The sequence below is a fragment of the Duganella sp. BJB476 genome (assembly GCF_003416895.1).
Taxonomy (GTDB): Bacteria; Pseudomonadota; Gammaproteobacteria; order Burkholderiales; family Burkholderiaceae_D; genus Rugamonas.
This window is the reverse complement of record NZ_QVIO01000003.1, coordinates 127,911-153,068: the sequence shown is the minus strand read 5'-3', so window position 1 is coordinate 153,068 and position 25,158 is coordinate 127,911. Positions and strand designations below refer to the sequence as shown.

Sequence of the window (25,158 nt, the reverse complement as noted above, 5' to 3'; positions counted from 1 at the left end):
AATGAAGCCCTGACCGGTAGTATTGGTCAGGGCTTTTTTTATTCGGCGCTCGCTTGTTCGAGACCGCGTGCAAGGCTGGAGATGCTGGGGTTGTCGATGAACACGCAGCGCTTGCCGGTGCGCTTGCAGTAGTCCTTGACCCGCCAGTAGGCGCTGTGGCTGATGCAGCCGGTCTGGCAGATCACCAGGTCGGCCGCCGCCAGGCTGGCGTCGAGGCGGTTGGCGTTGTCTTCCAGGCCGCCGTCGTGGTGGGCGAACTGCGCGCCTTCGCGTTCGATCAGTTCGCGGTAGGTGGCGACGTTGCCGCTGCGCCCGCCCACGCACAGCACCGCGCGGTCGTTCAGGCTGAGCGGCATCTTCATGACGTGCTCGACGACCTGGCGCGTTTCCTCCAGTATCGGCGCCGGTTCCGCCGCCGTCTGCAGCTTCGCCAGTTCCAGCTTGAGCTCGGTGATCTGGTTGCGCATGGCGCGCTCGCGTTCATCCATCTGCATCAGGCGCTCGGCCAGCTTGGCGCGGGTCTCCAGGCCGGGGATGGACTCGCGCAACTGCTCCAGCTCGGCCTTGAGCGAATCGATCATGCTGTCCTTGCCGACCGCCTGCGCGCGCTGCTGCATCAGCTGGGCAGCGTGCTTTTCGGCGTCCGCGCTCTTGTCGGCCAGCAGCGCGGCGGCGCGTTGCTGGGCCTTGGCCAGGTCGTGCGTCAGGCGCGCATTGTCGGCCAGCGTGGCGTTGAATTTGTTGATGTCGGCGCGCACGCAGGCGCCGGCCTGGTGCTGCACCATGTGCAGGTCGCGGCACATCTGTTCTTCCAGTTCGGCGTTGCAGCGCGGATGCGTCAGGCCGGCCCAGAAGGCGCCGGCGACGTCGCCGTTGGCGACTGCCGTGTTCCACAGCTCGGCGACCTGGGCGGTGCTCTTGGCGGCGCGGAAGCGCAGCAGCACGGCGGCGTAGCGGCGCTCCAGTTCCTTTTGCAGCGCTTCCGACAGGCGGTTGCGGCTGCCGCACTCGGTGACGGCGCCGACGTGCACTTCATAGTCGTCGGCCAGCACCTTGCCGGACGTGACCTTGTCGACCAGCTTGCGCAGCACGCCCAGCGGAAAGCCGACGCCGACCAGCGGGCAATGGCAGGCATGGCCCAGCTCCCACAGCCGGCGGCGGCGCGAGGCGTGGGTGTCGTCCTGCGGCCGCAGCGCCGCCATGACGCTGGTGATGGCGGGCTTGAGCACCTGCTGCTCGGCGGGGCGCGGCGGCGCGGTGGAGGCGGGCGCCAGCGTGCCGGCCACCTGCGGCATGGCGGCGGCGATGATGGCCGCCAGCGGATCGTGTTTGTCGCACATGGGAATGGCTCTCCTTAGACCGTGGCCGGCGCGATACGCGCGCGCGCCATGATGCGGCTGAGGAAGTTGCTCTTTTCCTGCAGGTGCATATTGCGCTCGACCACGCCGGCCCACTGCTCGGACAGCTGCTGGCAGGTGGCGCTGAGCACCGGCGCCAGGTCCGGCAGGCTGGCCAGCGCTTTCAGGTGGCGTTCGATCACCGAGGCAAGCTTGACACAGCCGCCGGCCTCGTCGCTGCCGGCCGTGTAGTGCGACATCAGATGCAGCACGGCGGACAGCATCAGTTCTGGATTGTGTCCGCCATGGGAGGGGGCGAGAAAAATCGGATTGCTACGGTCTATGGCCATCAAACGCTCCTGGTTTCAGTTAGGAAGTCTGGCTGGCTTGCGGCTGGCTACTCGGGCGGGGCGGGCGCGGCGGCGCCCGGGGTGACCTCAGGCGGTCAGGATCAGCTTGTTGAGCTGGGTGATGCGCAGGCGGTAGATGCGGCCTGCATGTTCGATCTCGACTTCGCGGCCGTCTTCCATCAGGCTGGCGCTGGTGATGCGCTTGATCGGCACGATCGCCGGCGCGGCAACGATGGTTTTGGCGTGGGCGGTGATGGCGGGTGGGGTGGCGGGCAGGGCGGTGGTCATCTTTGGAGTTCCTTAAATAAGAATGATTCGTATTTGCATTCATTATTGTGGAAGCACGGAAGGAATGCAAGTGTTATTTAGGAGTTATTGAGCCACCATGTGGAGGGGAATAAAAAAGAGCCCGGCAGGAGTGACCGGGCCCAAGCTGGGTTCATGAGCTGGCGCGTGCTTACATCACAGCGCCGCCAGCAATTGCGCCGGGGCGTCGCTCTCGGCGCCCTTGGTCTTGGCGGCCGCCAGCTGCTTGGCGCGGGTGCGCGAGGGCGGCAGGCGGCGCAGGGTTTTCAGCGCTTCCGGATCCTTGATGCCGATGGTGCGCTGGTCCACGCTGATCAGGCCGATTTCGTTGAAGGCCGACAGCGTGCGGCTGACGGTCTCCAGCGTCAGCCCCAGGTAGCTGCCGATTTCGTGGCGCGTCATGCGCAGGTTGAACAGCTTGCTGGAGTAGCCCATCTGGGCGAAGCGCTCGGCCAGCGACACCAGGAAGCGCGCCACGCGCGCCTCGGCGCTGAGCGCGCCCAGCATGCCGATCATGGCTTGCTCGCGCACCAGCTCGCGGCTCATGACGCCGTACATCATGTTTTCCAGCTCCAGGTGGACCCGGCCCAGCGCCGTCAGCTTCTTGAACGGCAGCAGTATCAGGTCGCAGTCGGACAAGGCCACCGCCTCGGACGAGTAGTGGCGGGTGTGGATGCCGTCCACGCCCAGCATGTCGCCCTTCATCGGGAAGCTGAGCACCTGCTCGTTGCCGAACTCGTCGATGAGCACCGTCTTCAGGAAGCCGGAGTTGACGATGTACAGCGTGTCGAAGGGCTGGCCGATGGTGTGGATGCGCTGCCCCGTCTTGAACTGCACGTGCTGGAACAGCAGCTCCTCGTTGGTGACCGAACAGGCCGCCGGGATGTGTAGCAAATCGCAGACTTCCTTCAGGTTCGACCAGAGCCGTCCCTGACGCTGACGGCCTGCCTCCATCGAGGAGGACTGCATGGTGGCAGTGGTGGCCGGGCGAATTTCAGACGTTTGCGTAGACAGCATGTTGATCTCCTGTGTACAGGTATTGCTTTTCGATAGGGTGGGAACTGGGCTGCGCCGCGCTGCTTGGTTTCCTGTTGTGGTGTCGCACGGCATCTTGCTGCGAGTCTGTAGCCGTGCAGCATGAATCTATGATTTCAGTATGCCAACGAGGGGAGGAGATAGATATCAGCAATGGCTGAATATGCGCGTAGGAGGCAGCGCAGCATTGTAGGAGTTGTCCTAACGGCGGACGAGAAAATCAGGTCTTGAAGGGGGATAACAGACGATGAGCCACAGCATATTGAACCATCTCCGAGAGCGAGCTCATGCCCATTTTCTGCATGATGCGGGTCTTGTGGGTGCTGACGGTCTTGACGCTCAGGTGCAGGCTGTTGGCGATTTCAGTGATCGACTTGCCGGCCACCAACAGCGAAAACACTTCGAACTCGCGGTCCGACAGCTGTTTATGCAACAGGCTTTCGTTGGGCATCATGATGTTCAGCGCCAGTTGCTCGGCCACTTCGGTGCTGATGTAGGGGCGGCCGGAAGCGACCTTGCGGATGGCGCCGACCAGCTGGGTGCCGGCGCTTTCCTTGGTCAGATAGCCCTGGGCGCCGGCGCGGATGGCGCGCACCGCGTACTGCTCTTCTTCATGCATGGTCAGGATCAGGATGGCGAGCTTGGGCGCCTCCGCCTTGATCTGGCGGATCAGGTCGACGCCGCTGCGGCCGGGCATGGACAAGTCCAGCAGCAGCAGGTCGAAACCGCCCTGGCGCACATGGCCCAGGACTTCGAAGCCGTCGATGGCTTCGCCTACGATGTCGATGTCGGGAGCGCCGTCGAGTATGCGCTTGAGGCCTTCGCGCATGATGGTGTGGTCGTCGGCAATGACAATTCGAATCATAGAGATGCTTGAGGAAAAAGTAATTAAAAGTAAGTATTATTGTGTTTGAACTAATCTTATTATCTTACTACAAAAAGCATCTCGACCGCGTTTTATTTGCTGCCGGGCTCCTTGATCAGGCGATGCACCAGCACCGGTGTCTTAGCGTGCGACAACACCTTGTTGGTTACGCTGCCCAGCAGCAGCTGGCCCCAGCCGCTGCGGCCATGCGAGCCCATGAAGATAAGGTCGCAATGGTGTTTTTCCGCCACATCGACGATCTTGTGCGCGGTGCTTTCCGCAAACGCCGTCAGCGCCTCGCACGGCACGCCGCGTTTGGCGCAGGACTCGACCACATCCTGCGTATGTTCCTGGCCGGCGCGCAGCATGGCGGCGCGGTATTCATCCTCGCTGGGGTAGCTGGGCGGGATGATTTCGACATAGATCGGATACTGGTATTCCGGCGCCACGAACAGCACCAGCACTTCGGCCTTCATCTGTTCGGCAAACGCCACCCCGGCGCAGGCGGTTTTACTGGAAACGGCGGAACCGTCGGTGGTAATCAAGATTTTGCGGTACATGATGAACCTCCTTTTAAAACCAGCTGGCTGCTCTTAATTGTAGCCCCGATTTACATTATTGTTAGTATGGAAAGACTTGATGATTATCAAATAAAAGCGCTTTATGCTGAGGCGCCCGTGTTGGCTTTCATACTTTTTACCCGCTTTTTTTGCACCCGAGCACTACTTTTGTGTCTCAAGGCGTGTTTTGTCTATCTAACCAATGTTAGTATCTCCAAATACAACGAAACTTGGCTTGGACCCGGAGCGCAGGGCAGGCGACCCGACTCTGGGATTGAATAATCTGGCTGCGCCCTGCTACACTCGGGTAAGAGCGTTATATTGCCGAGCGTCATCACAAGCATGCAAGTTTAGGGCAGCAATTTTACAAATTATGGAGAAGCAGGGATTATGACCAACGCCGCTGACGATTTCGACGCACTATTTGATGAAGTGTCTGCTCAGAGCAAGACGGCAGCGCCTGCTCCAGCGCCTGCTCCCGCCGAGGACGACCTGGAAAGCCTGTTCGACGAAGTGTCGTCGGCCCGGCCTGCGGATGCAGCGCCTGCCGCTCCCGCCCCGGCGCCTGTTGCCGCTGCGTCCGCCGCAGCGCCGGCCGAGGCTGGCGCCGACGGCGAAGACAAGCCGATGTTCGAACGCCTGGGCGGCATCGTGCGCCTGCTGCACGATTCGCTGCGCGAACTGGGCTACGACAAGGCGCTGACCGAGGCGTCGTCGCAGATCAACGACGCCCAGGACCGCCTCGAATACGTCGCCACCCTGACCGAACAAGCCGCCAACAAGGTGCTCAACACCCTGGACGAGGGCATGCCGGAGCAGGATGTGCTGTCGAAGAAATCCAAGGAAATGGAAACCCGCTGGGCCGACCTGTTCGCAGGCAAGCTGAGCCTGGACCAGTTCAAGCAGCTGGCCGGCGACTCGCAGGCGTTTGCGGCGGCCGTGTCGGTGGCCACCGAAGCGGAAAAAGCCCGCCTGCTGGAAATCATGATGGCCCAGGACTTCCAGGACATCACCGGCCAGCTGATCAAGAAAGTCGTGACCATCACCAAGACGGTGGAGCACGAACTGGCAGAACTGCTGCGCGACAATGCACCACCGGCGGTACGCGAGAAAATCGCGCAAAAAGAAGTGTCCCTGATGTCCGGCCCTTCGGCTCCAGCCGTAGCGCTGAACCAGGACAATGTCGACGACCTGCTTGCTGACCTGGGATTCTAATGGACGATATGCTGAAGGATTTCGTCGTCGAGGCGATGGATCTTGCGGTCAACGTTGAAGAGCATCTGCTGCGGCTCGAACGCGACCCGGACAATAAAGAAACATTGAATGCGGTGTTCCGCTCCTTCCACACCATCAAGGGCGGCGCCGGTTTCATGGGCCTGCCGGCGATGGTGGCGGCATGTCACTTGACCGAGAACTTGTTCGACGCACTGCGCACCGGCGCCGCGCCGGTGACGCCGATCGCGATCGAGGCGGCGCTGCAAGCGTCCGGCTTCGTGGCCGACCAGCTGGCCGAACTGAACAACGGCGCCGAGCCGGACAGCCTGCCGGCCATGCCCAAGGATCTGGAAGTCATCCTGACCGACGCCATCGAAGGCAAGACCACCGCTGCTCCGGCCAAGGCCGCCGCGCCGGCGCCTGCCCCGGCCGCGGCTGCCGCCGCTCCGGCCCCAGCCGCGGCACCAGCTTCCGCGCCGTCGCCTGACGGCCTGGACTGGGAAGGCATGTATGAAACCGTGATGCCTGCCGGTAGCTACACCAAACCTGCCGCATCGGCAGCGGCGCCGGCCCCAGCCGCAGAAACGCGTGCGCCATCGGCCCCGTTGCCGGCCGCCGAACTGGCCGCCGTCGTTGCCGCCGTGCACGCCGCCGGTCCGACCTCCGGTCCCGCCAAGCGCGAAGCCGCCGAAAAACGCGAAGAGCGTCCGCACGCCGCGCCGGCCAAGGAAGAATCGATCCGGGTCGACGCCGTCAAGCTGGACGCACTGCTGGAAGTGGCCGGCGAATCGGTGCAGGCCGCCAACCAGGCCGCCGTGCTGCTGGAGCGCCTGCTGCAATTCAAGTTCGAAGGCCAGGCCCAGACCTTGATGGCGACTCTGGCGGAAACGCTGGAACGCGCCTCGCGCTACTCCACCGAACTGCAGCGCGCCACCCTGGCGACCCGCATGCAGCCGGTCGGCCGCCTGTTCCAGAAGTTCCCGCGCCTGGTGCGCGAACTGGCGAAAGACCTGGGCAAGGACGTCGAACTGACCATCGAAGGCGCGGAGACCGAAGTCGACCGCGTGGTGGTGGACAGCCTGTACGATCCGCTGGTGCACATGCTGCGCAATTCGCTGGACCATGGCGTCGAATCGCCGGAAGACCGCCTCGCGGCGGGCAAGCCGGCCAAGGCTTATATTTCGCTCAAAGCATGGCAGGAAGCAAATAGCGTTATGATTGTGCTTCAGGACGACGGCAAAGGCATGGATCCGGTGGTGCTGCGCACCAAGGCTCAGCAAAAAGGCCTGATCTCGGAATCGGTGCAGCTGACCAACGACGAATGCTTCCAGCTGGTATTCTTGCCGGGTTTCTCGACCAAGGAAGTCGCTTCCAGCGTGTCCGGCCGTGGCGTCGGCATGGACGTGGTGAAGACCGCGGTGGAGAAGAACCGCGGCGCCATCCACATCGAATCGGCGCTGGGCAAGGGCACCAAGTTCGCCATCCGCCTGCCGATCGAGCTGTCGATCGTGCCGACCATGCTGGTCTCGACCTCGGGCGCCGCGCTGGCGCTGCCGATGGCCGTGGTACAGCGCGTGGTCGAGCTGCCGGAAGTGTTCATGGAAGTGGGCGGCGCGCCGGTGCTGAAAGACCAGGGTCGTCCGTTGCCGGTCCGTTCGCTGGCCGATTCGCTGGGCTACGAGAGCTGCCGCGAGAAGGTGGGTATTGTTGTCGCTGCACCACAGCCGTACATTCTGGCGGTGGAAGCGGTCGACGGTACTGCCGACCTGGTGATTAAACCGATGACCGCGATTAGTGTCGAAGGTATTACCGGCACCGCGCGTTCGGCCGAAGGCGAACTGGTGCTAGTGGTGGGCCTATCGTTCCTAATGGACGGATGTCGAGGTAGTGTACGCATGGCGGCCTAGTCTGAGGACAGGGCCAGAAAGTCCAAAAGCCTGCGTTCACGCAGGCTTTTTTTTATTCGCAGTTTTGTTTCAACACCGAATTTTGCAAAAGGAGTCATAAAAAGTGTATCAGTAGGCGGAACTGCATCGGCTCACGAGGCCGGCCAGCGGCGGCCGCTACCGCATTGCACAATATGGCATAATCGAAGTGGATCACTCACACAGGCAGAAGTAGTTCCCTTAATTGGGTACTCATAAATCATCATGAAGACGCTTTACGACAAACTCTGGGAATCCCACGTGGTCAAGGCCGAGGAAGACGGCACCACGATCCTGTACATCGACCGCCACCTGGTGCATGAAGTCACCAGCCCGCAGGCATTCGACGGCCTGCGCGCCGCCGGCCGTGCGCCGTGGCGCGTGTCCGCCAACCTGGCGGTGGCCGACCACAATGTGCCGACCACCGGCCGCGCCGACGGCATCGCCGACCCGGTTTCGCGCCTGCAGGTGGAAACGCTGGACAAGAACGCCAAGTCCTACGGCCTGACCTACTTCAACATGAACGACAAGCGCCAGGGCATCGTCCACGTGATCGGGCCGGAGCAGGGCGCGACCTTGCCGGGCATGACCGTGGTCTGCGGCGACTCGCACACCTCGACCCACGGCGCCTTCGGCGCGCTGGCGCACGGCATCGGCACCTCGGAAGTGGAGCATGTGCTGGCCACCCAGACGCTGCTGCAAAAGAAATCCAAGGCCATGCTGGTGCAGGTCGACGGCGCGCTGCCGGTCGGCGTCACCGCCAAGGACGTGGTGCTGGCCATCATCGGCAAGATCGGCACCGCCGGCGGCACCGGCTACTGTATCGAGTTCGGCGGTTCGACCATCCGCGCGCTGTCGATGGAAGGCCGGATGACGGTCTGTAACATGGCGATCGAAGCGGGCGCGCGCGCCGGCATCATCGGCGTCGACGACGTCACCATCAACTACGTCAAGGGCCGTCCGTTTTCGCCGGCCGGTCCGCACTGGGACCGCGCGGTCGACTACTGGCGCACGCTGCATTCGGACGCCGGCGCCAGGTTCGACCTGGTGGTCACGCTCAACGCCGCCGAGATCAAGCCGCAGGTGACCTGGGGCACGTCGCCGGAAATGGTGACCTCGATCGACGGCCGCGTGCCGGATCCAGACCTGGAAAAAGACAGCGTCAAGCGTGATGCGATGGAAAAGGCGCTGGTGTATATGAACCTCAAGCCCAACACGGCGATCGAGGACATTCGCATCGACAAGGTCTTCATCGGCTCCTGCACCAACTCGCGCATCGAGGACTTGCGCGCCGCCGCCGACGTCGTGCGCGGCAAGCACCGCGCCTCCAACGTCAAGCTGGCGATGGTGGTGCCGGGCTCCGGACTGGTGAAAGACCAGGCCGAGAAGGAAGGCCTGGACCGCATCTTCAAGGACGCCGGTTTCGAATGGCGCGACCCGGGCTGCTCGATGTGCCTGGCGATGAACGCCGACCGCCTGGAACCGGGCGAGCGCTGCGCCTCCACCTCGAACCGCAATTTTGAAGGACGCCAAGGCCAGGGCGGACGCACCCATCTGGTGTCTCCCGCGATGGCAGCGGCAGCCGGTATCGCCGGCCATTTCGTCGACGTACGCAGCCTGCGTTGATTTGATTGAACCATAACGAGAAATCCTCATCATGAAAAAACTATTCGCCCTGTCCATCATCGCGCTGATCCTGACCGGCTGCAACACCGTCAACGGCTTCGGCAAGGACGTCAAAAAAGTCGGTGAGTCGCTGGAAGGCGCTTCGACCAAAAAATAAACCGCAGCACGGCGGGCCGCGACGGTCCGCCGTCGCACAACCCGAACGAGAATCATGGATAAATTTACGATCTACGAAGGACTGGTGGCCCCGCTCGACCGCGCCAATGTCGACACCGACGCCATCATTCCGAAGCAATTTTTGAAGTCGATTCATCGCACCGGCTTCGGCCCGAACCTGTTCGACGAGTGGCGCTACCTGGACCACGGCGAGCCGGGCCAGGACAACAGTGTGCGTCCGCTCAATCCCGACTTCGTGCTCAACGAGGCGCGCTACCAGGGCGCCTCGATCCTGCTGACCCGCAAGAACTTCGGCTGCGGCTCCTCGCGCGAGCACGCGCCGTGGGCGCTGGACCAGTACGGCTTCCGCGCCATCGTCGCGCCGTCGTTCGCCGACATCTTCTTTAACAACTGCTACAAAAGCGGCTTGCTGCCCATCGTTTTATCCGAAACGCAGATCGACCATCTGTTTAATGAAGTCAAGGCCTTCCCCGGTTACCGTCTGGTGGTCGACCTTGAGCAGCAGCGCATCTCCACCAGCAATGGCAGCGTCTCCTATCCCTTCGAGATCGACGCCTTCCGCAAATACTGCCTGATGAACGGGCTCGACGATATTGGCCTGACCCTGCGTCACGCCGACGCTATCCGCGGCTTCGAAGAGCGCCATCTGGCAACCCAACCTTGGTTGGCCAACGTCATCTAATCTCGAAAAGTAACCATGAAAATCGCTATCCTCCCGGGCGACGGTATCGGCCCGGAAATCGTCGCACAAGCCGTCAAGGTCCTCAACGTGCTGGGCGAAAAATTTGAGCTGGAAAGCGCGCCGGTCGGCGGCGCCGGCTACGCGGCCCACGGCCACCCGCTGCCGGAAGGCACGCTGGCGCTGGCCAAGGCGGCCGACGCGGTGCTGTTCGGCGCCGTCGGCGACTACCAGTACGACACGCTGGAACGCGCGCTGCGTCCGGAGCAGGCGATCCTGGGCCTGCGCAAGCAGCTGGGCCTGTTCGCCAACCTGCGTCCGGCCATCCTGTATCCGGACCTGGCCAACGCCTCGACCCTGAAGCCTGAAGTGGTGTCCGGCCTGGACATCCTGATCATCCGCGAACTGACCGGCGACATCTACTTCGGCCAGCCGCGCGGCGTGCGCGAGTGCCCGGACGGCGCCTTCAAGGGCCAGCGCGAAGGCTTCGACACCATGCGCTATGCCGAAGGCGAAATCCGTCGCATCGCCCACGTGGCGTTCCAGGCCGCGCAAAAGCGCGGCAAGCGCCTGACCAGCGTCGACAAGGCCAACGTGCTGGAAACCTTCCAGTTCTGGAAAGACATCGTCACCGACGTGCACAAGGAATACCCTGACGTCGCGCTGGAGCACATGTACGTCGACAACGCCGCGATGCAGCTGGTGCGCGCGCCGAAGAAGTTCGACGTCATCGTCACCGGCAATATGTTCGGCGACATCCTGTCCGACCAGGCGGCCATGCTGACCGGTTCGATCGGCATGCTGCCGTCGGCCTCGCTGGACGCCAACAACAAGGGCCTGTACGAGCCGTCGCACGGTTCCGCGCCCGACATCGCCGGCAAGGGCATCGCCAATCCGCTGGCGACGATTCTGTCGGCCGCGATGATGCTGCGCTACTCGCTGAACAAGGCCGAACAGGCCGACCGTATCGAGAACGCCGTCAAGCACGTACTGTCGCAAGGCCTGCGCACCGCCGATATCTACGAAGCCGGCACCACCAAGGTGGGCACGGAAGAGATGGGCAACGCGGTGGTCAAGGCTTTGGTATAAACGGTATAAATATTTAAGACAAGGAAGAGCAAAATGAAACTCGTAGGCTTGGTAGGTTGGCGCGGCATGGTTGGTTCGGTCCTGATGCAGCGCATGCAGGAAGAGGGCGATTTCGCCCACATCGAACCGGTGTTTTTCACCACCTCGAACCCGGGCGGCGACGCCCCGGCGATGGCGAAGAATGAAACCAAACTGAAAAGCGCGACCGACATCGACGAACTGAAAAAGTGCGAGATCATCATCTCGTGCCAGGGCGGCGACTACACCACCGAAGTGTTCCCTAAACTGCGCGCGGCCGGCTGGAACGGCTACTGGATCGACGCCGCCTCCACGCTGCGCATGGAGAAGGACGCCGTCATCGTGCTGGACCCGGTCAACCTGCACGTCATCAAGGACGCGCTGGGCAAGGGTGTGAAGAACTACATCGGCGGCAACTGCACCGTGTCGTGCATGCTGATGGGCCTGGGCGGCCTGTTCCAGCACAACCTGGTCGAGTGGATGACCTCCATGACCTACCAGGCGGCATCGGGCGGCGGCGCCCAGCACATGCGCGAACTGCTGACCCAGTTCGGCACCATCAATTCGTCGGTGAAATCGCTGCTGGACAATCCGGCTGCGGCGATCCTGGAAATCGACCGCCAGGTGCTGGCCACCCAGCACGGCCTGAGCGCCGAAGAGACCAAGCAGTTCGGCGCGCCGCTGGCCGGCAACCTGATCCCTTGGATCGACAAGGACCTGGGCAACGGCCAGTCGAAGGAAGAGTGGAAGGGCGGCGCCGAGACCAACAAGATCCTGGGCCTGGGCGCGGACTTCGGTTCGAAAGCCATCCCGGTCGACGGCCTGTGCGTGCGCATCGGCGCCATGCGCAGCCACTCGCAGGCGCTGACCATCAAGCTGAAGAAAGACGTGCCGATCGACGAGATCCACGACATCATCGCCGCCAACAACCAGTGGGTCAAAGTGGTGCCGAACACCCGTGAAGCGTCGGTCAAGGACTTGTCGCCAGCGGCCGCCACCGGCAGCCTGACGATCCCGGTCGGCCGCCTGCGCAAGATGAGCATGGGCGACGACTACCTGTCGGCCTTCACCGTCGGCGACCAGCTGCTGTGGGGCGCGGCCGAACCGCTGCGCCGCATGCTGCGCATCGTGCTGGACAAGTAACAAGCCCTCGGGCAATTGTTAAAGCAGAAGGGGTTTTCTCTATGAGCTCTCATAGGGAAAACCCCTTTTTTTGGTTTAAAGTAGGCATAGACGTTACACATCCTCATGTATCACTAGAGAAACATCGTGCAAAGCTTGCATGCTCTGGAGCATGATGATATGTTGGTATATCTGGGAAAGTAACATTTTCCCTCTGACAACCTGATGCCGCCCACTATGCACGTACCAACTCGCTCCAGCATTGTTTCCTTCGCGTTGAAGACACTCACCGGGGCTGTCGCCAGTGCAGTGTTAGTGGCGGCCTCCGCCAACGCCGCCGGGCTCGGCAAGCTGACGGTCCTATCGTCGCTGGGGCAGCCGCTGCGAGCGGAGATCGAACTGACCGCGGTCTCGGCGGACGAAGCCGGCGCGCTGGTCGCCAAGCTGGCGCCGGCCGAAGCCTTCCGCACCGCCAATATCGATTTCAATCCGACCCTGCTGTCGCTGCGCTTCGAAATCGAACAGCGCAACGGCCGCCAGTTGATACGCGTGACGTCGACCCAGCCGGTCAATGAGCCCTTCGTCGACATGCTGCTGGAACTGAACTGGACCGGTGGCCGCATGGTCCGCGAATACACCTTCCTGCTGGACCCGGCTGACATGCGCGCGACGCAATCGCCGCAAGTGGCCGCGCCGGTCGACCTGGGCCGCAGCGCCGCGCCTGTCGCGGCCGCGCCGGCCGCAGCACCGGTGGCGCAGAGTACGCCGGCGCCGGTGCGCCAGCCTGCTGCGCCGGCCAAGCAGGCCGCCAGCGAATACACCGTCAAATCCGGCGACAACCTGACCCGCATCGCCAACCAGGTCAAGCCGGTCGATGTGTCGCTGGACATGATGCTGGTGGCGCTGTACCGCGCCAATCCGGAAGCCTTCTCCGGCAACAATATGAACCGCCTGAAGTCGGGCCAGATCTTGGCCGTGCCGGACGCCGACACCATCCGCAACACCGCGCCGGAAGGCGAGGCGCGCGGCGTGGTGGTCGCGCATGCGGCCGATTTCAACGCCTACCGCGCCAAGCTGGCGGGGCAGGTGGCCAACAGCACGCCGGCCAAGGAGCCGGACACCAGCCAGAACGTGTCGGGCAAGATCACCGCCAAGGTGGAAGAAAAACCAAACGCCGTCAACGCCGCCAAGGACAAGCTGACACTGTCGAAAACCACCTCCGGCGCGCCGGTCGCGGGCAAGACCGGCATGGCGGTGGAAGACAAGATCGCCCACCAGAAGGAACTGGACGAAGCCGCCGCCCGCACCAAGGAACTGGAAAAGAACGTCCACGACCTGGAAAACCTGATGGCGGTGAAGAGCAAGGCTGGCGCGGACAGCGCGAAACCATCGGCTTCGGCGGTGGCCTCCGCGCCTGTGTCGGCTTCAGCTTCGGCCCAGGTGGAAGCGTCCGTGCCGGCCAAGCCCAAGCGTTCACTGGTGGTGCCGCCCAAGCATTTGGCCGAGCCTAGCCTGTTCGAAACGATCATGGACAACCTGCAATACGTCGGTGTGGCCGCGGCGGCCCTGCTGGCAGCTGTCGGCGCGTTGATCGCCTCGCGCCGCCGCAAGAAGTTCGAAGTGCCAAAGGACGAGACCAGCATCCTCGGCGACACCGCGATCCCGTCGCAGGCGCTGATTGCCGAAGCCGGCGGCCAGAGCGTCGACACCAACAACAGCGTGTTCAATTCCAACTTCGCGCCATCGGCCAGCCAGCTCGACACCAATGAAGTCGATCCGGTGGCGGAAGCCGACGTCTACATCGCCTACGGCCGCGACGCCCAGGCAGAAGAAATCCTGAAAGAGGCGCTGCGCAGCCATCCGGAACGCCACGCGGTGCGCCTGAAGCTGCTGGAAATCTACGTGACCCGCAAGGACGCGCGCGCGTTCGAGAGCCAGGCCTCCGAGCTGTATTCGATGACGCGCGGCCAGGGCGATGAATGGGCGCAAGCCGCCGCCATGGGCCGCACGCTGGATGCCGGCAATCCGTTGTACGCCGAAGGCGGTGCTGCCGCCGACGATGGCGCCGGCATGTTCGCCGCCGCGCCGGCCGTGGCCGCCGCCGGTATCGCCGCCGGCGCCGCCGCGTTCAGCGCATCGGACTTCAGCAACGACTTCAGCGCACCTGCGCCGGCTCCGGCGCCTGCTGCAGGCGGTCTCGACCTGGATCTGGGTTTCGACGCCCCGCCTGCCGCCAGCGACAACAACAGCAACCTGATGGATTTCGGCAGCGAGATGGATACCGCCTTGCCGCAGGCAGCCGATGCCTCCGTGTCGCCAGCTTCGGTGGCGGCGGAAACCGACAACCTGATGGACTTCGACCTGGGCGGCCTGAGTTTCGAGCCGGCCGCCGCCGCGCCAGCGCCGGCCCCTGCGGCCGAACCGGAAGCCTCGCCGGAAGACGCCTTCAACCTGGCCTTCGACGCACCGGCCGCACCGGCTCCGGCGCCAGAGCCAGCGCCTGCGCCGGCGGAAGACCTGAGCATGGACTTCGGCCTGGACCTGCCGGCCGAGGCGGTGGCGCCTGGATTGCCGTCGGCCAGCACTGACCCGCTGGACCTCGACCTGATGAATTTTGAGATTCCGGAACTGCCGGCCGTGCCTGCGCCTGTCCCGGCGCAGGCCGCCGAGTTCGACGCCGGCGACTTCGCCGACGCGCTGCAAGGCGCGGAAGAAGTCACCCCGGCACCGGCTCCGGCCGCTCAGGAGTTCGACCTGTCCGGCATCGACCTCGACCTGGATACCGCGCTGGGCGGCGCCGGCGCGCCGGCTGCGGCCGACGCCGCGCCATCCCACGCGCGCGACGACACGCTGTCGGCGCACCACATGGAAATGGACACCAAGCTGGACCTGGCGATCGCCTACCAGGAGATCGGCGACAAGGAAGGCGCGCGCGAACTGCTGGACGAAGTGCTGCGCGGCGGCAGCGACGACCAGATCGCCAAGGCCAACGCGATGCGCGCCCAATTGGGGTAATGCCGCTCCGTATATAATGGCTGACTCTGACATCACATCGGGCAGCAATTGAAACGGATAGCAATCGGCGTCCAGTACGACGGAACCGCGTGGAACGGCTACCAGAAACAGGCGGACGGCCACACGGTCCAGGATAAGCTGGAACAGGCGCTGGAGAAATTCGCCAGGGTGCCGCTGGCCACCACCTGCGCCGGCCGCACCGACACCGGCGTCCACGCCCTCGAACAAGTGGTCCACTTCGACACCGAGCTGGTGCGCGATACCCATTCCTGGGTGCGCGGCGTCAACGCTTTCCTGCCGCCGTCGATCGCGGTGCGCTGGGCCAAGCAGCTCGATGGCGACCCGAGCGTCAACGACTTCTTCCACGCCCGCTTCAGCGCCCGCGCCCGCACCTATCACTACGTGCTGTACAACAATCCGACCCGTTCGCCGCTGCTGGAAGGGCGCGCCGGCTTCTGCTTCCGTCCGCTGGATGTGGAGCTGATGCAGCAGGCCATCCCGCCGCTGCTCGGCTGGCACGACTTCACCGCTTTCCGCGCCGCGCAATGCCAGGCCAAGTCGCCGGTCAAGCTGATGCATGACATCCAGATCAAGCGTCATGGCGAGCTGGTGGTGTTCACCATCACCGCCAACGCCTTCCTGCATCATATGGTGCGCAACCTGGTCGGCTCGCTGGTTTATATTGGCACCGGGCGCGAAAAGCCGGAATGGCTGGGCCAGCTGCTGGAAACCAAGGACCGCCACGCCGCCGCGCCGACCTTCATGCCGGACGGCCTGTACCTGGCCAAAATCGACTACGACCCCAAATGGGAATTGCCGCTGGAGATCACCAGCGCCTTGCCCTGGTTTTAAAGGATGAACATGGCACGCACGCGTATCAAGATTTGCGGTTTGACCCGCTTGGAAGATGTGCAAGCCGTGGTGGCGGCCGGCGCCGATGCGATCGGCTTCGTGTTCTATCCGAAGAGCCCGCGCTACGTGACGCCGCAGCAGGCCGCCGAGCTGATCCGCGCCGTGCCGCCGTTCATCACCTGCACCGGCCTGTTCGTCAACGCCACGCCGGAAGAAGTGGCGGCCACCTGCAACATCGCGCCGATCTCGCTGATCCAGCTGCACGGCGACGAGACGGTGGAGCAGTCCGCCGCCATCGCGGCGGCGGCCGGGCGGCAGTTCATGCGCGTGTTCCGCGTCAAACCCGACACACTTCCGTCCGATTTGCTAGAATACGAGCAGCTATGCCGCGCCGCCAGTCCCTTGTTCACCAGCCTGTTGCTGGATACCTATGTGGATGCCTATGGCGGTGCAGGAAAGGGTTTTGATTGGTCTCTCATTCCAAAAGATCTCGCGCCTCGGGTCGTTTTAAGTGGTGGCTTGAGCGTACACAACGCGACTGACGCGGTGGTCGGTGTACGCCCCTACGCCGTCGACATCAGCAGTGGTGTCGAAGCGTCCAGGGGGATCAAGGATGCCCGCAAGATCGCCGACTTTGTCGCGGCGGTGCGGGCCGGAGATACCATGAATGAAAGCGAAATCCACCATGATGAACGCCCCAGCGAAGCCGTTGTTCCACGCTAAAGACTACAACCTTCCCGATACCAAAGGCCATTTCGGCCCCTACGGCGGCTCCTTCGTCGCCGAAACGCTGACCTACGCCCTGGCCGAGCTCAACGAAGCCTACGAGCGCTACAGCAAAGATCCCGAGTTCCTCGACGAGTTCCGTTACGAGCTCAAGCACTTTGTCGGCCGGCCGTCGCCGATCTACTACGCCAAGCGCTGGTCCGAACTGGCCGGCGGCGCGCAGATCTACTTCAAGCGCGAAGACCTGAACCACACCGGCGCCCACAAGATCAACAACGTCATCGGCCAGGCCTTGCTGGCCAAGCGCATGGGCAAGCCGCGCATCATCGCCGAGACCGGCGCCGGCCAGCATGGCGTCGCCACCGCCACCATCTGCGCCCGTTTCGGGCTGGAGTGCGTGGTCTATATGGGCAGCGAGGACGTCAAGCGCCAGGCGCAGAACGTCTACCGCATGAAGCTGCTGGGCGCGACCGTGGTGCCGGTGGAGTCCGGTTCCAAGACCTTGAAGGATGCGCTCAACGAAGCGATGCGCGACTGGGTCACCAACATTGAAAACACCTTCTACATCATCGGCACCGTGGCCGGCCCGCATCCTTATCCGATGCTGGTGCGCGACTTCCAGTCGGTGATCGGCGAGGAGTGCCTGGTGCAGATGCCGGAAATGACCGGCCGCCAGCCAGATTGCGTGGTCGCCTGCATCGGCGGCGGCTCCAACGCCATGGGCATCTTCTATCCGTATATCGACCAGAAACAGGTGCGCCTGATCGGCGTCGAGGCGGCGGGCGAGGGGCTGGACGGCGACAAGCACGCCGCTTCGCTGACCAAGGGTTATCCGGGCGTGCTGCACGGCAACCGCACCTATCTGCTGCAGGATGAGAACGGCCAGATCATCGAGACGCATTCGGTCTCTGCCGGCCTCGACTATCCGGGCGTGGGGCCGGAGCATGCCTACCTGAAGGACATTGGCCGCGCGGAATACGTGTCGATCACGGACGAGGAGGCGCTCCAGGCCTTCCACGATTGTTGTCATATCGAAGGCATCATTCCGGCGCTGGAATCGTCGCACGCGCTGGCGTACGCGGCCAAGCTGGCGGCAACCTTGCCTAAAGATCAAATTATTTTGGCCAACCTGTCGGGTCGGGGCGACAAGGACATGCATACGGTTGCAGAACGTATGGGTTTGAACTTCAACTAAGGAAAACGACATGTCCAAAATCGCAGCAACTTTCAGCGCCCTGAAGGCGCACAAAAAAACCGCGCTCGTCACTTTCATCACCGCCGGCGATCCGGCGCCGGAACTGACCGTGCCGCTGATGCACGCCATGGTGGCCGGCGGCGCCGACATCCTGGAACTCGGCGTGCCGTTTTCCGATCCGATGGCCGAAGGCCCGGTGATCCAGCGCGCCTGCGAGCGGGCGCTGGCCCACGGCGTCGGCATCCATGACGTGTTCGGCTACGTGGCGGAATTCCGCAAGACCAACCAGACCACGCCGGTGGTGCTGATGGGCTATGCCAATCCGATCGAGCGCATCGGCGCGGCCACCTTCATCGCCAAGTCGAAGGCGGTGGGGGCGGATGGCGCCATCGTGGTGGATTACCCGCCGGAAGAGTGTGAAGAGTTCGCGGCCGCCATGCGCGCCGCCGAGCTGGACCTGATCTTCCTGCTGGCGCCGACCTCGACCGAGCAGCGCATCGCGCAGGTGGCCAAGGTCGGTGGCGGTTTCAGCTACTACGTCTCGCTGAAGGGCGTGACGGGCGCCGGCAATATCGACACGGTGGAAGTGGCTGAGCGCCTGACGGCGATCCGCAAGCATGTGCAGTTGCCGATCGGCGTAGGCTTCGGCATCCGCGACGGCGCCACCGCGCGCGCCGTGGCCGAGGTGGCCGACGCCGTTGTGATCGGCAGCCGCATCATCCAGGAAATCGAAACCGCCGGCAAAGACGGCGCCGTCGCCGCCGTGCAAACCTTCGTCAGCGGCATCCGCGCCGCCCTCGACGCCTGACCTCCCGCAAATCCCGACCGCTCACCTTGATACATAGTTAAGAACTGACTATGTTGAAGGGGAGCGGTCGTGCGCTTCGAATGGGATGCCCGCAAGGCCAGATCCAACCTCCGCAAGCATGGAGTGAGTTTTGACGAGGCCAAAGATGCATTCCGAGATCCATATGCCCAATCATGGCTGGATTCCGGGCATGCCGATCACGAAGACCGTCACCAGCTATTAGCCCAAAGCCGGCGCCGCGAAATTTTATTGTTGATTAGCTACTGTTTTCTGGGCGATGACGGTGTTCGCATCATTTCCGCGAGAAGAGCATCAAAATCGGAGCGGAAACAGTATTCTGAGGAGTGATCAATGCGTAAAGAGTATGACTTTTCCAAGATGAAACGGGTGCCGAACCCTTTTTTCGAGAAGCTGAGTAAGGAAGTTGCGTTCCGATTGGACTTCGATTCCCTGGCTTACTTTCAAAAGCTTGGCGACGCCTTTGGCTTTCCTGTAGAAAAGGTGATGCAGCTCTATTTGCAGAAGCTAGCGAGTGCTGGCAGGGTGCTCAACATTGGTTTTCCGACACTGGAAGAGCGGAAAGACCTGGATGCCTACATTGAACGGCAGATCGAACTCGAGACGAAGACGTAGTGGTTTACCTCTAAAAACCCGCCAATTCCATGACGAACCTTAAAAATTGTTGTACAGCAAAGTTCGACAGGGGGGCAAGAAACGGCTACACTTCGGCCACAAGTTAGCTGCAAGGAGAATTTATGAGTTGGTTGGAAAAACTGCTGCCCCCACGTATCCAGCGTTCCGACGCTGCCGCACGCAAGACCATGCCCGAGGGCCTGTGGGTCAAGTGCCCATCCTGCGAAGCCGTGCTGTACCGCACCGATCTGGAATCGAACCTGCACGTTTGCCCGAAATGCGACCATCACATGCGCATCCGCGCCCGTGAACGCCTCGACAGCCTGTTCGACGCCGGCGGCCGCTACGAAATCGGCATGGACACCCTGCCGGTCGATACGCTGAAATTCAAAGACAGCAAGAAATACCCTGACCGCCTCAAGCAAGCGATGGAAGCCACCGGCGAGACCGATGCGCTGATCGTCATGGGCGGCGCCATCATGAGCCTGCCTTGCGTGGTGGCCTGCTTCGAATTCGAATTCATGGGCGGCTCGATGGGCTCCGTGGTCGGCGAGCGCTTCGTGCGCGGCGCGCAAGTGGCCCTGGAACAGAAAGTGCCGTTCATCTGCATCACCGCCACCGGTGGCGCCCGCATGCAAGAGGGCCTGCTGTCGCTGATGCAAATGGCTAAGACCACCGCCATGCTGACCAAGCTGTCCGACAAGAAGCTGCCGTTCATCAGCGTGCTGACCGACCCGACCATGGGCGGCGTGTCCGCATCGTTCGCCTTCATGGGTGACGTTGTGATCGCCGAGCCAAAAGCGCTGATCGGCTTCGCCGGCCCGCGCGTGATCGAAAACACCGTGCGCGAGAAACTGCCGGAAGGCTTCCAGCGTGCCGAGTTCCTGGTCACCAAGGGCGCCGTCGACATGATCGTCGACCGCCGCAAGATGCGCGAAGAAATCGCCCGTCTGATGGCACTGCTGCAAAATCAAGCGGTGGAAGTGCTGGCCTAAAGCGGTCGCTTCAAAAAGACCGCAGCGGCGTTGCGGCGTCTCGCCGTGCTAACGCACTGTCTTCGCCGCCGCGCCTTGCTGCGCTCATTTTGAAGCAACCGCCTAGTCACTCCCTCACGCTACGGCGCGCAATCGGCTATCATGCCGGCCTGCGCGCCGTTTTTCATTTCTGAGCCCCCATCATGCCGAATCTCCCAACTACTTTGCCCGCCTGGCTTGCACTGCTTGAGTCGCGCCACGCCGAAACCGTCATCAACATGGGCCTGGACCGCGTGCTCGCCGTCAAGGAGCGCCTGCAACTGAGTTTCAGCTGCCCGGTCGTCATGGTGGCCGGCACCAACGGCAAGGGTTCGACCTGCGCCATGCTGGAATCGGTGCTGATGCGCGCCGGCTACAAGGTCGGCCTGTACATCAAGCCGCACTTCCTGGACTTCAACGAGCGCGCCCGCATCAACGGCAAGCTGGCCAGCGACGAAGTGCTGGTGGCCGCCTTCAACGCGGTCGAAGCGGTGCGCGGCGATACGCCGCTGACCTATTTCGAATTCACCACGCTGGCCATCATGCACCTGCTGGCGGGCGCCGGCATGGATGTCGCGATCCTGGAAGTGGGCCTGGGCGGCCGCCTGGATGCGGTCAACATCGTCGATGCCGACGTCGCCATCGTCACCAGCGTCGATATCGACCATACCGACTATCTGGGCGACACGCGCGAGGCGATCGGCTTCGAAAAGGCCGGCATCTTCCGCGCCGGCAAGACCGCGATCTGCTCGGACCCGGTGCCGCCGCAATCGCTGATCGACCACGCCAACGCCATCGGCGCCGACCTGTGGCTGATGGGCCGTGACTTCAACTATTCCGGCGACAAGCAGCAATGGAACTACGGCGGCCGCTCGCAGCGCCGCAATTCGCTGGCCTATCCTAGCCTGCGCGGCGCCAACCAGATCCTCAACGCCGCAGCCGTGCTGGCCGCGCTGGAGGCGCTGAAGATGGAACTGCCGGTCGGCGCGCAGGAAGTGCGCACTGGCCTGGTGACGGTGGAGCTGCCGGGCCGCTTCCAGGTGCTGCCTGGCCGCCCGACGGTGATCCTGGACGTGGCGCACAATCCGCACGCGGCCTCGGCGCTGAACCAGAACCTCGGCAATATGGGCTTCCACCCGTACACCTATGCCGTGTTCGGCTCCATGCACGACAAGGATATCGACGGCGTGATCGCCGCCATGTCCGAGCACGTGGACCACTGGTGCCTGACCAACCTGCCGTCGCCGCGCGCGGCCAGCGCCTCGGAACTGGCGGCCAAGGTGCAAATCGTGCAAGAAGAAAAAGCCGAGCGCACCATCAATATCTTCGACGATCCGGCCGCGGCGTATGCAAATGCGATCAGCCGAGCCGGGGAGAATGATAGAATTGTGGTCTTTGGATCTTTCCTCACGGTCGCCGGCGTCATGGCGGCACGAAAATCCGCATTCCATTGAACGCACAGGACTGAAATCACGCATGGGCTTGTTCTCGAAACTCGGTAAAAACAAGCAAGAGACCGCTGGTCAGGACAGCGGCTATTACACCAGCGCAGATGACCAGGCCGCGACGGAGCGCGCACGCTCCAAGCGCGCCTCGTCGGCGGATGGTTCCGCCAAATCCCGCCGCGGCAAAGACCGCGAAGCGGACGATCCGGTGTTGCCGGAAAAGAAACGCGCGCGCCGCCGCCTGGTTGGCGCCATCGCGCTGGCGCTGGGCGTCGCCATCGGCTTGCCGATGGTGCTAGATTCCGAACCGAAGCCGCTGGCGTCCGATATTGAAATCAAGATTCCCGCCAAGGACAAGCCAGCCGAGGCTGCTCCTGCGCCAGCCCCTGCTGCGGCCGCCGCCGCGCCGGTAGCGCAGAGCGCCGCCCTGGACAGCCGGGAAGAAATCGTCGACGACGTCAAGCCGGCCAAGCCTGCCGCCGCGCCGGCCGCTCCGCTGGTGGTGGCGCCCGTCAAGGTCGATACCTCCAAGCGCGATGCCGAACTGAAGGCCGAAGCCAAGGCCAAGGCGGAGACCATCGCCAAGAACAAAGCGGACAACGAAGCCAAGGCCCGCCAGGACGCCGACTACAAGCTGGAAGTCGAACGCAAGCAGGCCGAAGTGAAAGCCGAAGCCAAGGCCAAGGCGGACGCCGAGCGCAAGCTGGCCGAAGCCAAGGCCGCCAAGCAGGCCGACAACGCCAAGCCGGCCGCGACCTCGGAAGACGCCCGCGCGCTGGCCATCCTGGAAGGCAAGTCCGCCGCCAAGCCGGCCGCCGCTGCCGAAACCGGCCAGAAATTCGTATTGCAGGTGGCCGCGTTTAGCGACCAGGGCAAGGTCGACGAGCTGCGCGACAAATTGAAGAAGGCCGGCATCAGCTCCTTCACGCAAAAGACGCCGTCAGGTGACATCACCCGCGTGCGCGTGGGACCGTTCACCAACAAGGATGAGGCCGAAAAAGTGCGGGCCAAGCTGAGCGCCATGGGCCTGAGCGGCCGTCTCGAAACCGTCTGACCCCGCAGGCGCCCGACGTGACGATATTCGATTATCTGGTGATTTTTGTATTGGTTGCGTCGGTCATCATCAGCATGATGCGCGGCCTGGTGAAGGAAGTGTTGTCGCTGGCGGGCTGGGTGGTGGCCTTCGTGGTCGCCAACGCCTACGCCGCCGTGCTGGCGACTATGCTGCCGCCGGTGGTGCCGGGCGAGGTGCTGCGCTTGATCCTTGCCTTTATCGCACTGTTTATCGGTGTGAAGATTTTGACGGGCCTGTTGGGCATGGCGCTGGGCGCCTTGCTCGATGCCGGCGGCCTCAGCCTGGTTGATCGCGCGCTGGGCATGGTGTTCGGCTTCGGTCGCGGCCTTGTAATTGTGCTGGCTGGTGTCATCCTGTGTGGGATGACGTCGATACCGCAACAAGCATTCTGGAAGGATGCGCTATTGAGTCCGCTCGCGGAGACCGGAGCGCATACGGTGAAAGCCTTTCTTCCCGCTGCCATGGCGCAGCATGTGAATTTTTGAATTCTTTAAATCTGTAGCACCAAGTCCAGGAGCAACATCATGTGTGGCATCGTCGGCGTCGTATCCCATCAACCTGTCAATCAACTGCTGTATGACGCATTGCTGCTGCTGCAGCACCGCGGCCAGGATGCGGCAGGTATCGCGACCAATCACAGCAGCATGTTCGCCATGCACAAGGCCAACGGCCTCGTTCGTGACGTTTTCCGTACCCGTAACATGCGTACGCTGCAAGGCAATTCCGGCATCGGTCACTGCCGCTATCCAACCGCCGGTTCGTCGAGCGAGGAAGAAGCGCAACCGTTCTACGTCAACGCCCCGTTCGGCATCACCTTGGCGCACAACGGCAACCTGACCAACTGGGAACAGCTCAAAAAAGAAATGTTCCAGAACGACCGTCGCCACATCAACACCGATTCCGATTCGGAAGTGCTGCTGAACGTGCTGGCCCACGAGATCCAGAAAGCCACCACCGGCATCTCGATCGACGCTGAAACCATCTTCAACGCCGTGACCGTGCTGCATCGCCGCGTGCGCGGCGGCTACGCTGCCGTGGCGCAGATTGCCGGCGTCGGCCTGCTGGCCTTCCGCGATCCGTTCGGCATCCGTCCGCTGTGCCTGGGCATCAACGAAACCGAGCAGGGCGCCGAGTACCTGATCGCTTCCGAGTCCGTGGCGCTGGAAGGCATGGGCTTCCGCTTCGTGCGCGACATCGCGCCGGGCGAGGCCGTCTTCATCGACGCCGACAAGCAGCTGCATTCGCGCCAGTGCGCCGACAATCCATCGCTCAACCCTTGCGTGTTCGAGTTCGTCTACCTAGCCCGTCCGGATTCCGTCATCGACGGCGCCTCCGTGTACGCCACCCGCCTGAAAATGGGCGAGTACCTGGCCGAGAAGATCAAGCGCGAATTCAAGGATGGCGAGATCGACGTCGTCATGCCGATTCCGGATTCGTCGCGTCCAGCAGCGATCCAGCTGGCGCTGGCGCTGAACGTGGAATACCGCGAAGGCTTCATCAAGAACCGCTACATCGGCCGTACCTTCATCATGCCGGGCCAGGCTGCGCGCAAGAAGTCGGTGCGCCAGAAGCTGAACGCCATCGCTTCCGAGTTCAAGGACAAGGTCGTGCTGCTGGTGGATGACTCCATCGTGCGCGGCACCACCAGCCGCGAGATCGTGCAGATGGCGCGCGAAGCCGGCGCCAAGAAGGTGATCTTCGCTTCGGCGGCGCCACCGGTGATCTTCCCTAACGTGTACGGCATCGACATGCCTACCCGTGACGAGCTGATCGCCTACGGCCGCAGCACCGAGGAAGTCTGCCGCGAGATCACCGCCGATCACCTGGTGTACCAGGATATCGACGCGTTGAAGCGCGCCATCTCCGACGTCAACCCGGCGCTGAAGAACTTCGAGGCTTCGTGCTTCGACGGCGTCTACGTCACCGGCGACATCTCCAAGGACTACCTGGACAAGCTGGAATACGCGCGCCACCATCCGAAGGCCGCCGGCCCCGAGGATGCTGGACGCTCGCAACTGAATCTGAATCTCGCGACCGCCGAAGGCTGATGTCGCGCCCGGTGCGGATCATTCCGCACCGGGCTTTTTTTTTG

Annotated in this window: 25 protein-coding genes; 19 read left to right on the top strand and 6 right to left on the bottom strand. The window is 63.0% G+C overall.

Features of this window, described 5'->3' with window-relative positions; genetic code table 11:
• Positions 1-38 precede the first annotated feature (38 nt).
• From D0T21_RS14010 to D0T21_RS13985, 6 genes are all read right to left on the bottom strand, one after another.
• Positions 39-1,340 carry a DUF2325 domain-containing protein gene (locus D0T21_RS14010; RefSeq protein ID WP_116990193.1) on the bottom strand — a complete coding sequence of 434 codons (1,302 nt, stop codon included), beginning with the start codon at positions 1,338-1,340 and terminating at the stop codon, positions 39-41.
• Between the two features lie 14 nt (positions 1,341-1,354).
• Complete coding sequence (locus D0T21_RS14005) at positions 1,355-1,687, bottom strand: hypothetical protein (RefSeq protein ID WP_116990192.1); 333 nt, start codon at positions 1,685-1,687, stop codon at positions 1,355-1,357.
• An 87-nt stretch (positions 1,688-1,774) separates the two neighbouring features.
• Positions 1,775-1,975, bottom strand: coding sequence for a hemin uptake protein HemP (hemP, locus tag D0T21_RS14000; protein WP_116990191.1), 201 nt, complete (start codon positions 1,973-1,975; stop codon positions 1,775-1,777).
• Between the two features lie 174 nt (positions 1,976-2,149).
• A complete protein-coding gene (locus tag D0T21_RS13995) occupies positions 2,150-2,947 on the bottom strand; it encodes a Crp/Fnr family transcriptional regulator (RefSeq protein ID WP_116990661.1) in 798 nt (265 codons plus the stop codon).
• A 301-nt stretch (positions 2,948-3,248) separates the two neighbouring features.
• Entirely contained in the window at positions 3,249-3,893 is a 645-nt protein-coding gene (locus tag D0T21_RS13990) for a response regulator transcription factor (RefSeq protein WP_008450985.1), read from the bottom strand.
• Between the two features lie 92 nt (positions 3,894-3,985).
• Entirely contained in the window at positions 3,986-4,453 is a 468-nt protein-coding gene (locus D0T21_RS13985; protein WP_116990190.1) for a universal stress protein, read from the bottom strand.
• A gap of 390 nt (positions 4,454-4,843) precedes the next feature.
• Here D0T21_RS13985 and D0T21_RS13980 point away from each other — a divergent pair, with 390 nt between their 5' ends.
• From D0T21_RS13980 to purF, 19 genes are all read left to right on the top strand, one after another.
• Positions 4,844-5,668 (top strand): protein phosphatase CheZ, encoded by an 825-nt coding sequence (locus D0T21_RS13980; RefSeq protein WP_116990189.1) that lies wholly within the window; start codon positions 4,844-4,846, stop codon positions 5,666-5,668.
• The gene (locus D0T21_RS13975; protein ID WP_116990188.1) at positions 5,668-7,575 is read left to right on the top strand and encodes a chemotaxis protein CheA; all 1,908 of its coding nucleotides are present in this window, start codon (positions 5,668-5,670) and stop codon (positions 7,573-7,575) included. Before D0T21_RS13980 ends, D0T21_RS13975 begins: the two co-directional genes overlap by 1 nt.
• 240 nt (positions 7,576-7,815) lie before the next feature.
• Positions 7,816-9,219 carry a 3-isopropylmalate dehydratase large subunit gene (leuC, locus tag D0T21_RS13970; RefSeq protein WP_116990187.1) on the top strand — a complete coding sequence of 468 codons (1,404 nt, stop codon included), beginning with the start codon at positions 7,816-7,818 and terminating at the stop codon, positions 9,217-9,219.
• Positions 9,220-9,250: 31 nt separating this feature from the next.
• On the top strand, positions 9,251-9,376 hold the full coding sequence (locus D0T21_RS13965; RefSeq protein ID WP_008450980.1) for an entericidin A/B family lipoprotein: 126 nt from the start codon (positions 9,251-9,253) through the stop codon (positions 9,374-9,376).
• A gap of 54 nt (positions 9,377-9,430) precedes the next feature.
• Entirely contained in the window at positions 9,431-10,078 is a 648-nt protein-coding gene (leuD, locus tag D0T21_RS13960; protein WP_116990186.1) for a 3-isopropylmalate dehydratase small subunit, read from the top strand.
• A 15-nt stretch (positions 10,079-10,093) separates the two neighbouring features.
• Positions 10,094-11,164 (top strand): 3-isopropylmalate dehydrogenase, encoded by a 1,071-nt coding sequence (gene leuB / locus D0T21_RS13955; RefSeq protein ID WP_116990185.1) that lies wholly within the window; start codon positions 10,094-10,096, stop codon positions 11,162-11,164.
• A 33-nt stretch (positions 11,165-11,197) separates the two neighbouring features.
• Entirely contained in the window at positions 11,198-12,325 is a 1,128-nt protein-coding gene (gene asd, locus D0T21_RS13950; RefSeq protein WP_116990184.1) for an aspartate-semialdehyde dehydrogenase, read from the top strand.
• A gap of 294 nt (positions 12,326-12,619) precedes the next feature.
• On the top strand, positions 12,620-15,319 hold the full coding sequence (locus tag D0T21_RS13945) for a FimV/HubP family polar landmark protein (protein WP_301546338.1): 2,700 nt from the start codon (positions 12,620-12,622) through the stop codon (positions 15,317-15,319).
• 48 nt (positions 15,320-15,367) lie between these two features.
• On the top strand, positions 15,368-16,171 hold the full coding sequence (truA, locus tag D0T21_RS13940) for a tRNA pseudouridine(38-40) synthase TruA (protein WP_116990182.1): 804 nt from the start codon (positions 15,368-15,370) through the stop codon (positions 16,169-16,171).
• A 9-nt stretch (positions 16,172-16,180) separates the two neighbouring features.
• Positions 16,181-16,894: a phosphoribosylanthranilate isomerase gene (locus tag D0T21_RS13935; protein WP_116990660.1), complete on the top strand. Its 714-nt coding sequence runs from the start codon at positions 16,181-16,183 to the stop codon at positions 16,892-16,894.
• Positions 16,839-18,092 (top strand): tryptophan synthase subunit beta, encoded by a 1,254-nt coding sequence (gene trpB, locus D0T21_RS13930; RefSeq protein ID WP_373886671.1) that lies wholly within the window; start codon positions 16,839-16,841, stop codon positions 18,090-18,092. Before D0T21_RS13935 ends, trpB begins: the two co-directional genes overlap by 56 nt.
• A 10-nt stretch (positions 18,093-18,102) precedes the next feature.
• Positions 18,103-18,900: a tryptophan synthase subunit alpha gene (gene trpA, locus D0T21_RS13925; protein ID WP_116990180.1), complete on the top strand. Its 798-nt coding sequence runs from the start codon at positions 18,103-18,105 to the stop codon at positions 18,898-18,900.
• A 69-nt stretch (positions 18,901-18,969) separates the two neighbouring features.
• The gene (locus D0T21_RS13920; RefSeq protein ID WP_116990179.1) at positions 18,970-19,248 is read left to right on the top strand and encodes a BrnT family toxin; all 279 of its coding nucleotides are present in this window, start codon (positions 18,970-18,972) and stop codon (positions 19,246-19,248) included.
• A 3-nt stretch (positions 19,249-19,251) separates the two neighbouring features.
• On the top strand, positions 19,252-19,533 hold the full coding sequence (locus tag D0T21_RS13915) for an antitoxin (RefSeq protein ID WP_116990178.1): 282 nt from the start codon (positions 19,252-19,254) through the stop codon (positions 19,531-19,533).
• A gap of 122 nt (positions 19,534-19,655) precedes the next feature.
• Complete coding sequence (accD, locus tag D0T21_RS13910; RefSeq protein ID WP_116990177.1) at positions 19,656-20,528, top strand: acetyl-CoA carboxylase, carboxyltransferase subunit beta; 873 nt, start codon at positions 19,656-19,658, stop codon at positions 20,526-20,528.
• A gap of 182 nt (positions 20,529-20,710) precedes the next feature.
• On the top strand, positions 20,711-22,000 hold the full coding sequence (gene folC / locus D0T21_RS13905) for a bifunctional tetrahydrofolate synthase/dihydrofolate synthase (protein WP_116990176.1): 1,290 nt from the start codon (positions 20,711-20,713) through the stop codon (positions 21,998-22,000).
• 22 nt (positions 22,001-22,022) lie between these two features.
• Positions 22,023-23,045, top strand: a complete 1,023-nt coding sequence (locus tag D0T21_RS13900; protein ID WP_116990175.1) for an SPOR domain-containing protein — start codon at positions 22,023-22,025, stop codon at positions 23,043-23,045.
• 17 nt (positions 23,046-23,062) lie between these two features.
• Positions 23,063-23,551: a CvpA family protein gene (locus D0T21_RS13895; protein WP_116990174.1), complete on the top strand. Its 489-nt coding sequence runs from the start codon at positions 23,063-23,065 to the stop codon at positions 23,549-23,551.
• Between the two features lie 39 nt (positions 23,552-23,590).
• Positions 23,591-25,114 (top strand): amidophosphoribosyltransferase, encoded by a 1,524-nt coding sequence (gene purF, locus D0T21_RS13890; protein ID WP_116990173.1) that lies wholly within the window; start codon positions 23,591-23,593, stop codon positions 25,112-25,114.
• The last annotated feature ends 44 nt before the right edge of the window (positions 25,115-25,158 follow it).

Coding starts and splice junctions, on each gene's coding strand:
- leuB (WP_116990185.1), top strand. CDS start 10,094: ATGAAAATCGCTATCCTCCCGGGCGACGGTATCGGCCCGGAAATCGTC.
- D0T21_RS14005 (WP_116990192.1), bottom strand. CDS start 1,687: ATGGCCATAGACCGTAGCAATCCGATTTTTCTCGCCCCCTCCCATGGC.
- folC (WP_116990176.1), top strand. CDS start 20,711: ATGCCGAATCTCCCAACTACTTTGCCCGCCTGGCTTGCACTGCTTGAG.
- leuD (WP_116990186.1), top strand. CDS start 9,431: ATGGATAAATTTACGATCTACGAAGGACTGGTGGCCCCGCTCGACCGC.
- D0T21_RS13990 (WP_008450985.1), bottom strand. CDS start 3,893: ATGATTCGAATTGTCATTGCCGACGACCACACCATCATGCGCGAAGGC.
- accD (WP_116990177.1), top strand. CDS start 19,656: ATGAGTTGGTTGGAAAAACTGCTGCCCCCACGTATCCAGCGTTCCGAC.
- D0T21_RS13915 (WP_116990178.1), top strand. CDS start 19,252: ATGCGTAAAGAGTATGACTTTTCCAAGATGAAACGGGTGCCGAACCCT.
- purF (WP_116990173.1), top strand. CDS start 23,591: ATGTGTGGCATCGTCGGCGTCGTATCCCATCAACCTGTCAATCAACTG.
- trpB (WP_373886671.1), top strand. CDS start 16,839: ATGAAAGCGAAATCCACCATGATGAACGCCCCAGCGAAGCCGTTGTTC.
- D0T21_RS14010 (WP_116990193.1), bottom strand. CDS start 1,340: ATGTGCGACAAACACGATCCGCTGGCGGCCATCATCGCCGCCGCCATG.
- trpA (WP_116990180.1), top strand. CDS start 18,103: ATGTCCAAAATCGCAGCAACTTTCAGCGCCCTGAAGGCGCACAAAAAA.
- D0T21_RS13975 (WP_116990188.1), top strand. CDS start 5,668: ATGGACGATATGCTGAAGGATTTCGTCGTCGAGGCGATGGATCTTGCG.
- D0T21_RS13980 (WP_116990189.1), top strand. CDS start 4,844: ATGACCAACGCCGCTGACGATTTCGACGCACTATTTGATGAAGTGTCT.
- D0T21_RS13985 (WP_116990190.1), bottom strand. CDS start 4,453: ATGTACCGCAAAATCTTGATTACCACCGACGGTTCCGCCGTTTCCAGT.
- D0T21_RS13965 (WP_008450980.1), top strand. CDS start 9,251: ATGAAAAAACTATTCGCCCTGTCCATCATCGCGCTGATCCTGACCGGC.
- D0T21_RS13900 (WP_116990175.1), top strand. CDS start 22,023: ATGGGCTTGTTCTCGAAACTCGGTAAAAACAAGCAAGAGACCGCTGGT.
- hemP (WP_116990191.1), bottom strand. CDS start 1,975: ATGACCACCGCCCTGCCCGCCACCCCACCCGCCATCACCGCCCACGCC.
- D0T21_RS13995 (WP_116990661.1), bottom strand. CDS start 2,947: ATGGAGGCAGGCCGTCAGCGTCAGGGACGGCTCTGGTCGAACCTGAAG.
- D0T21_RS13935 (WP_116990660.1), top strand. CDS start 16,181: ATGGCACGCACGCGTATCAAGATTTGCGGTTTGACCCGCTTGGAAGAT.
- asd (WP_116990184.1), top strand. CDS start 11,198: ATGAAACTCGTAGGCTTGGTAGGTTGGCGCGGCATGGTTGGTTCGGTC.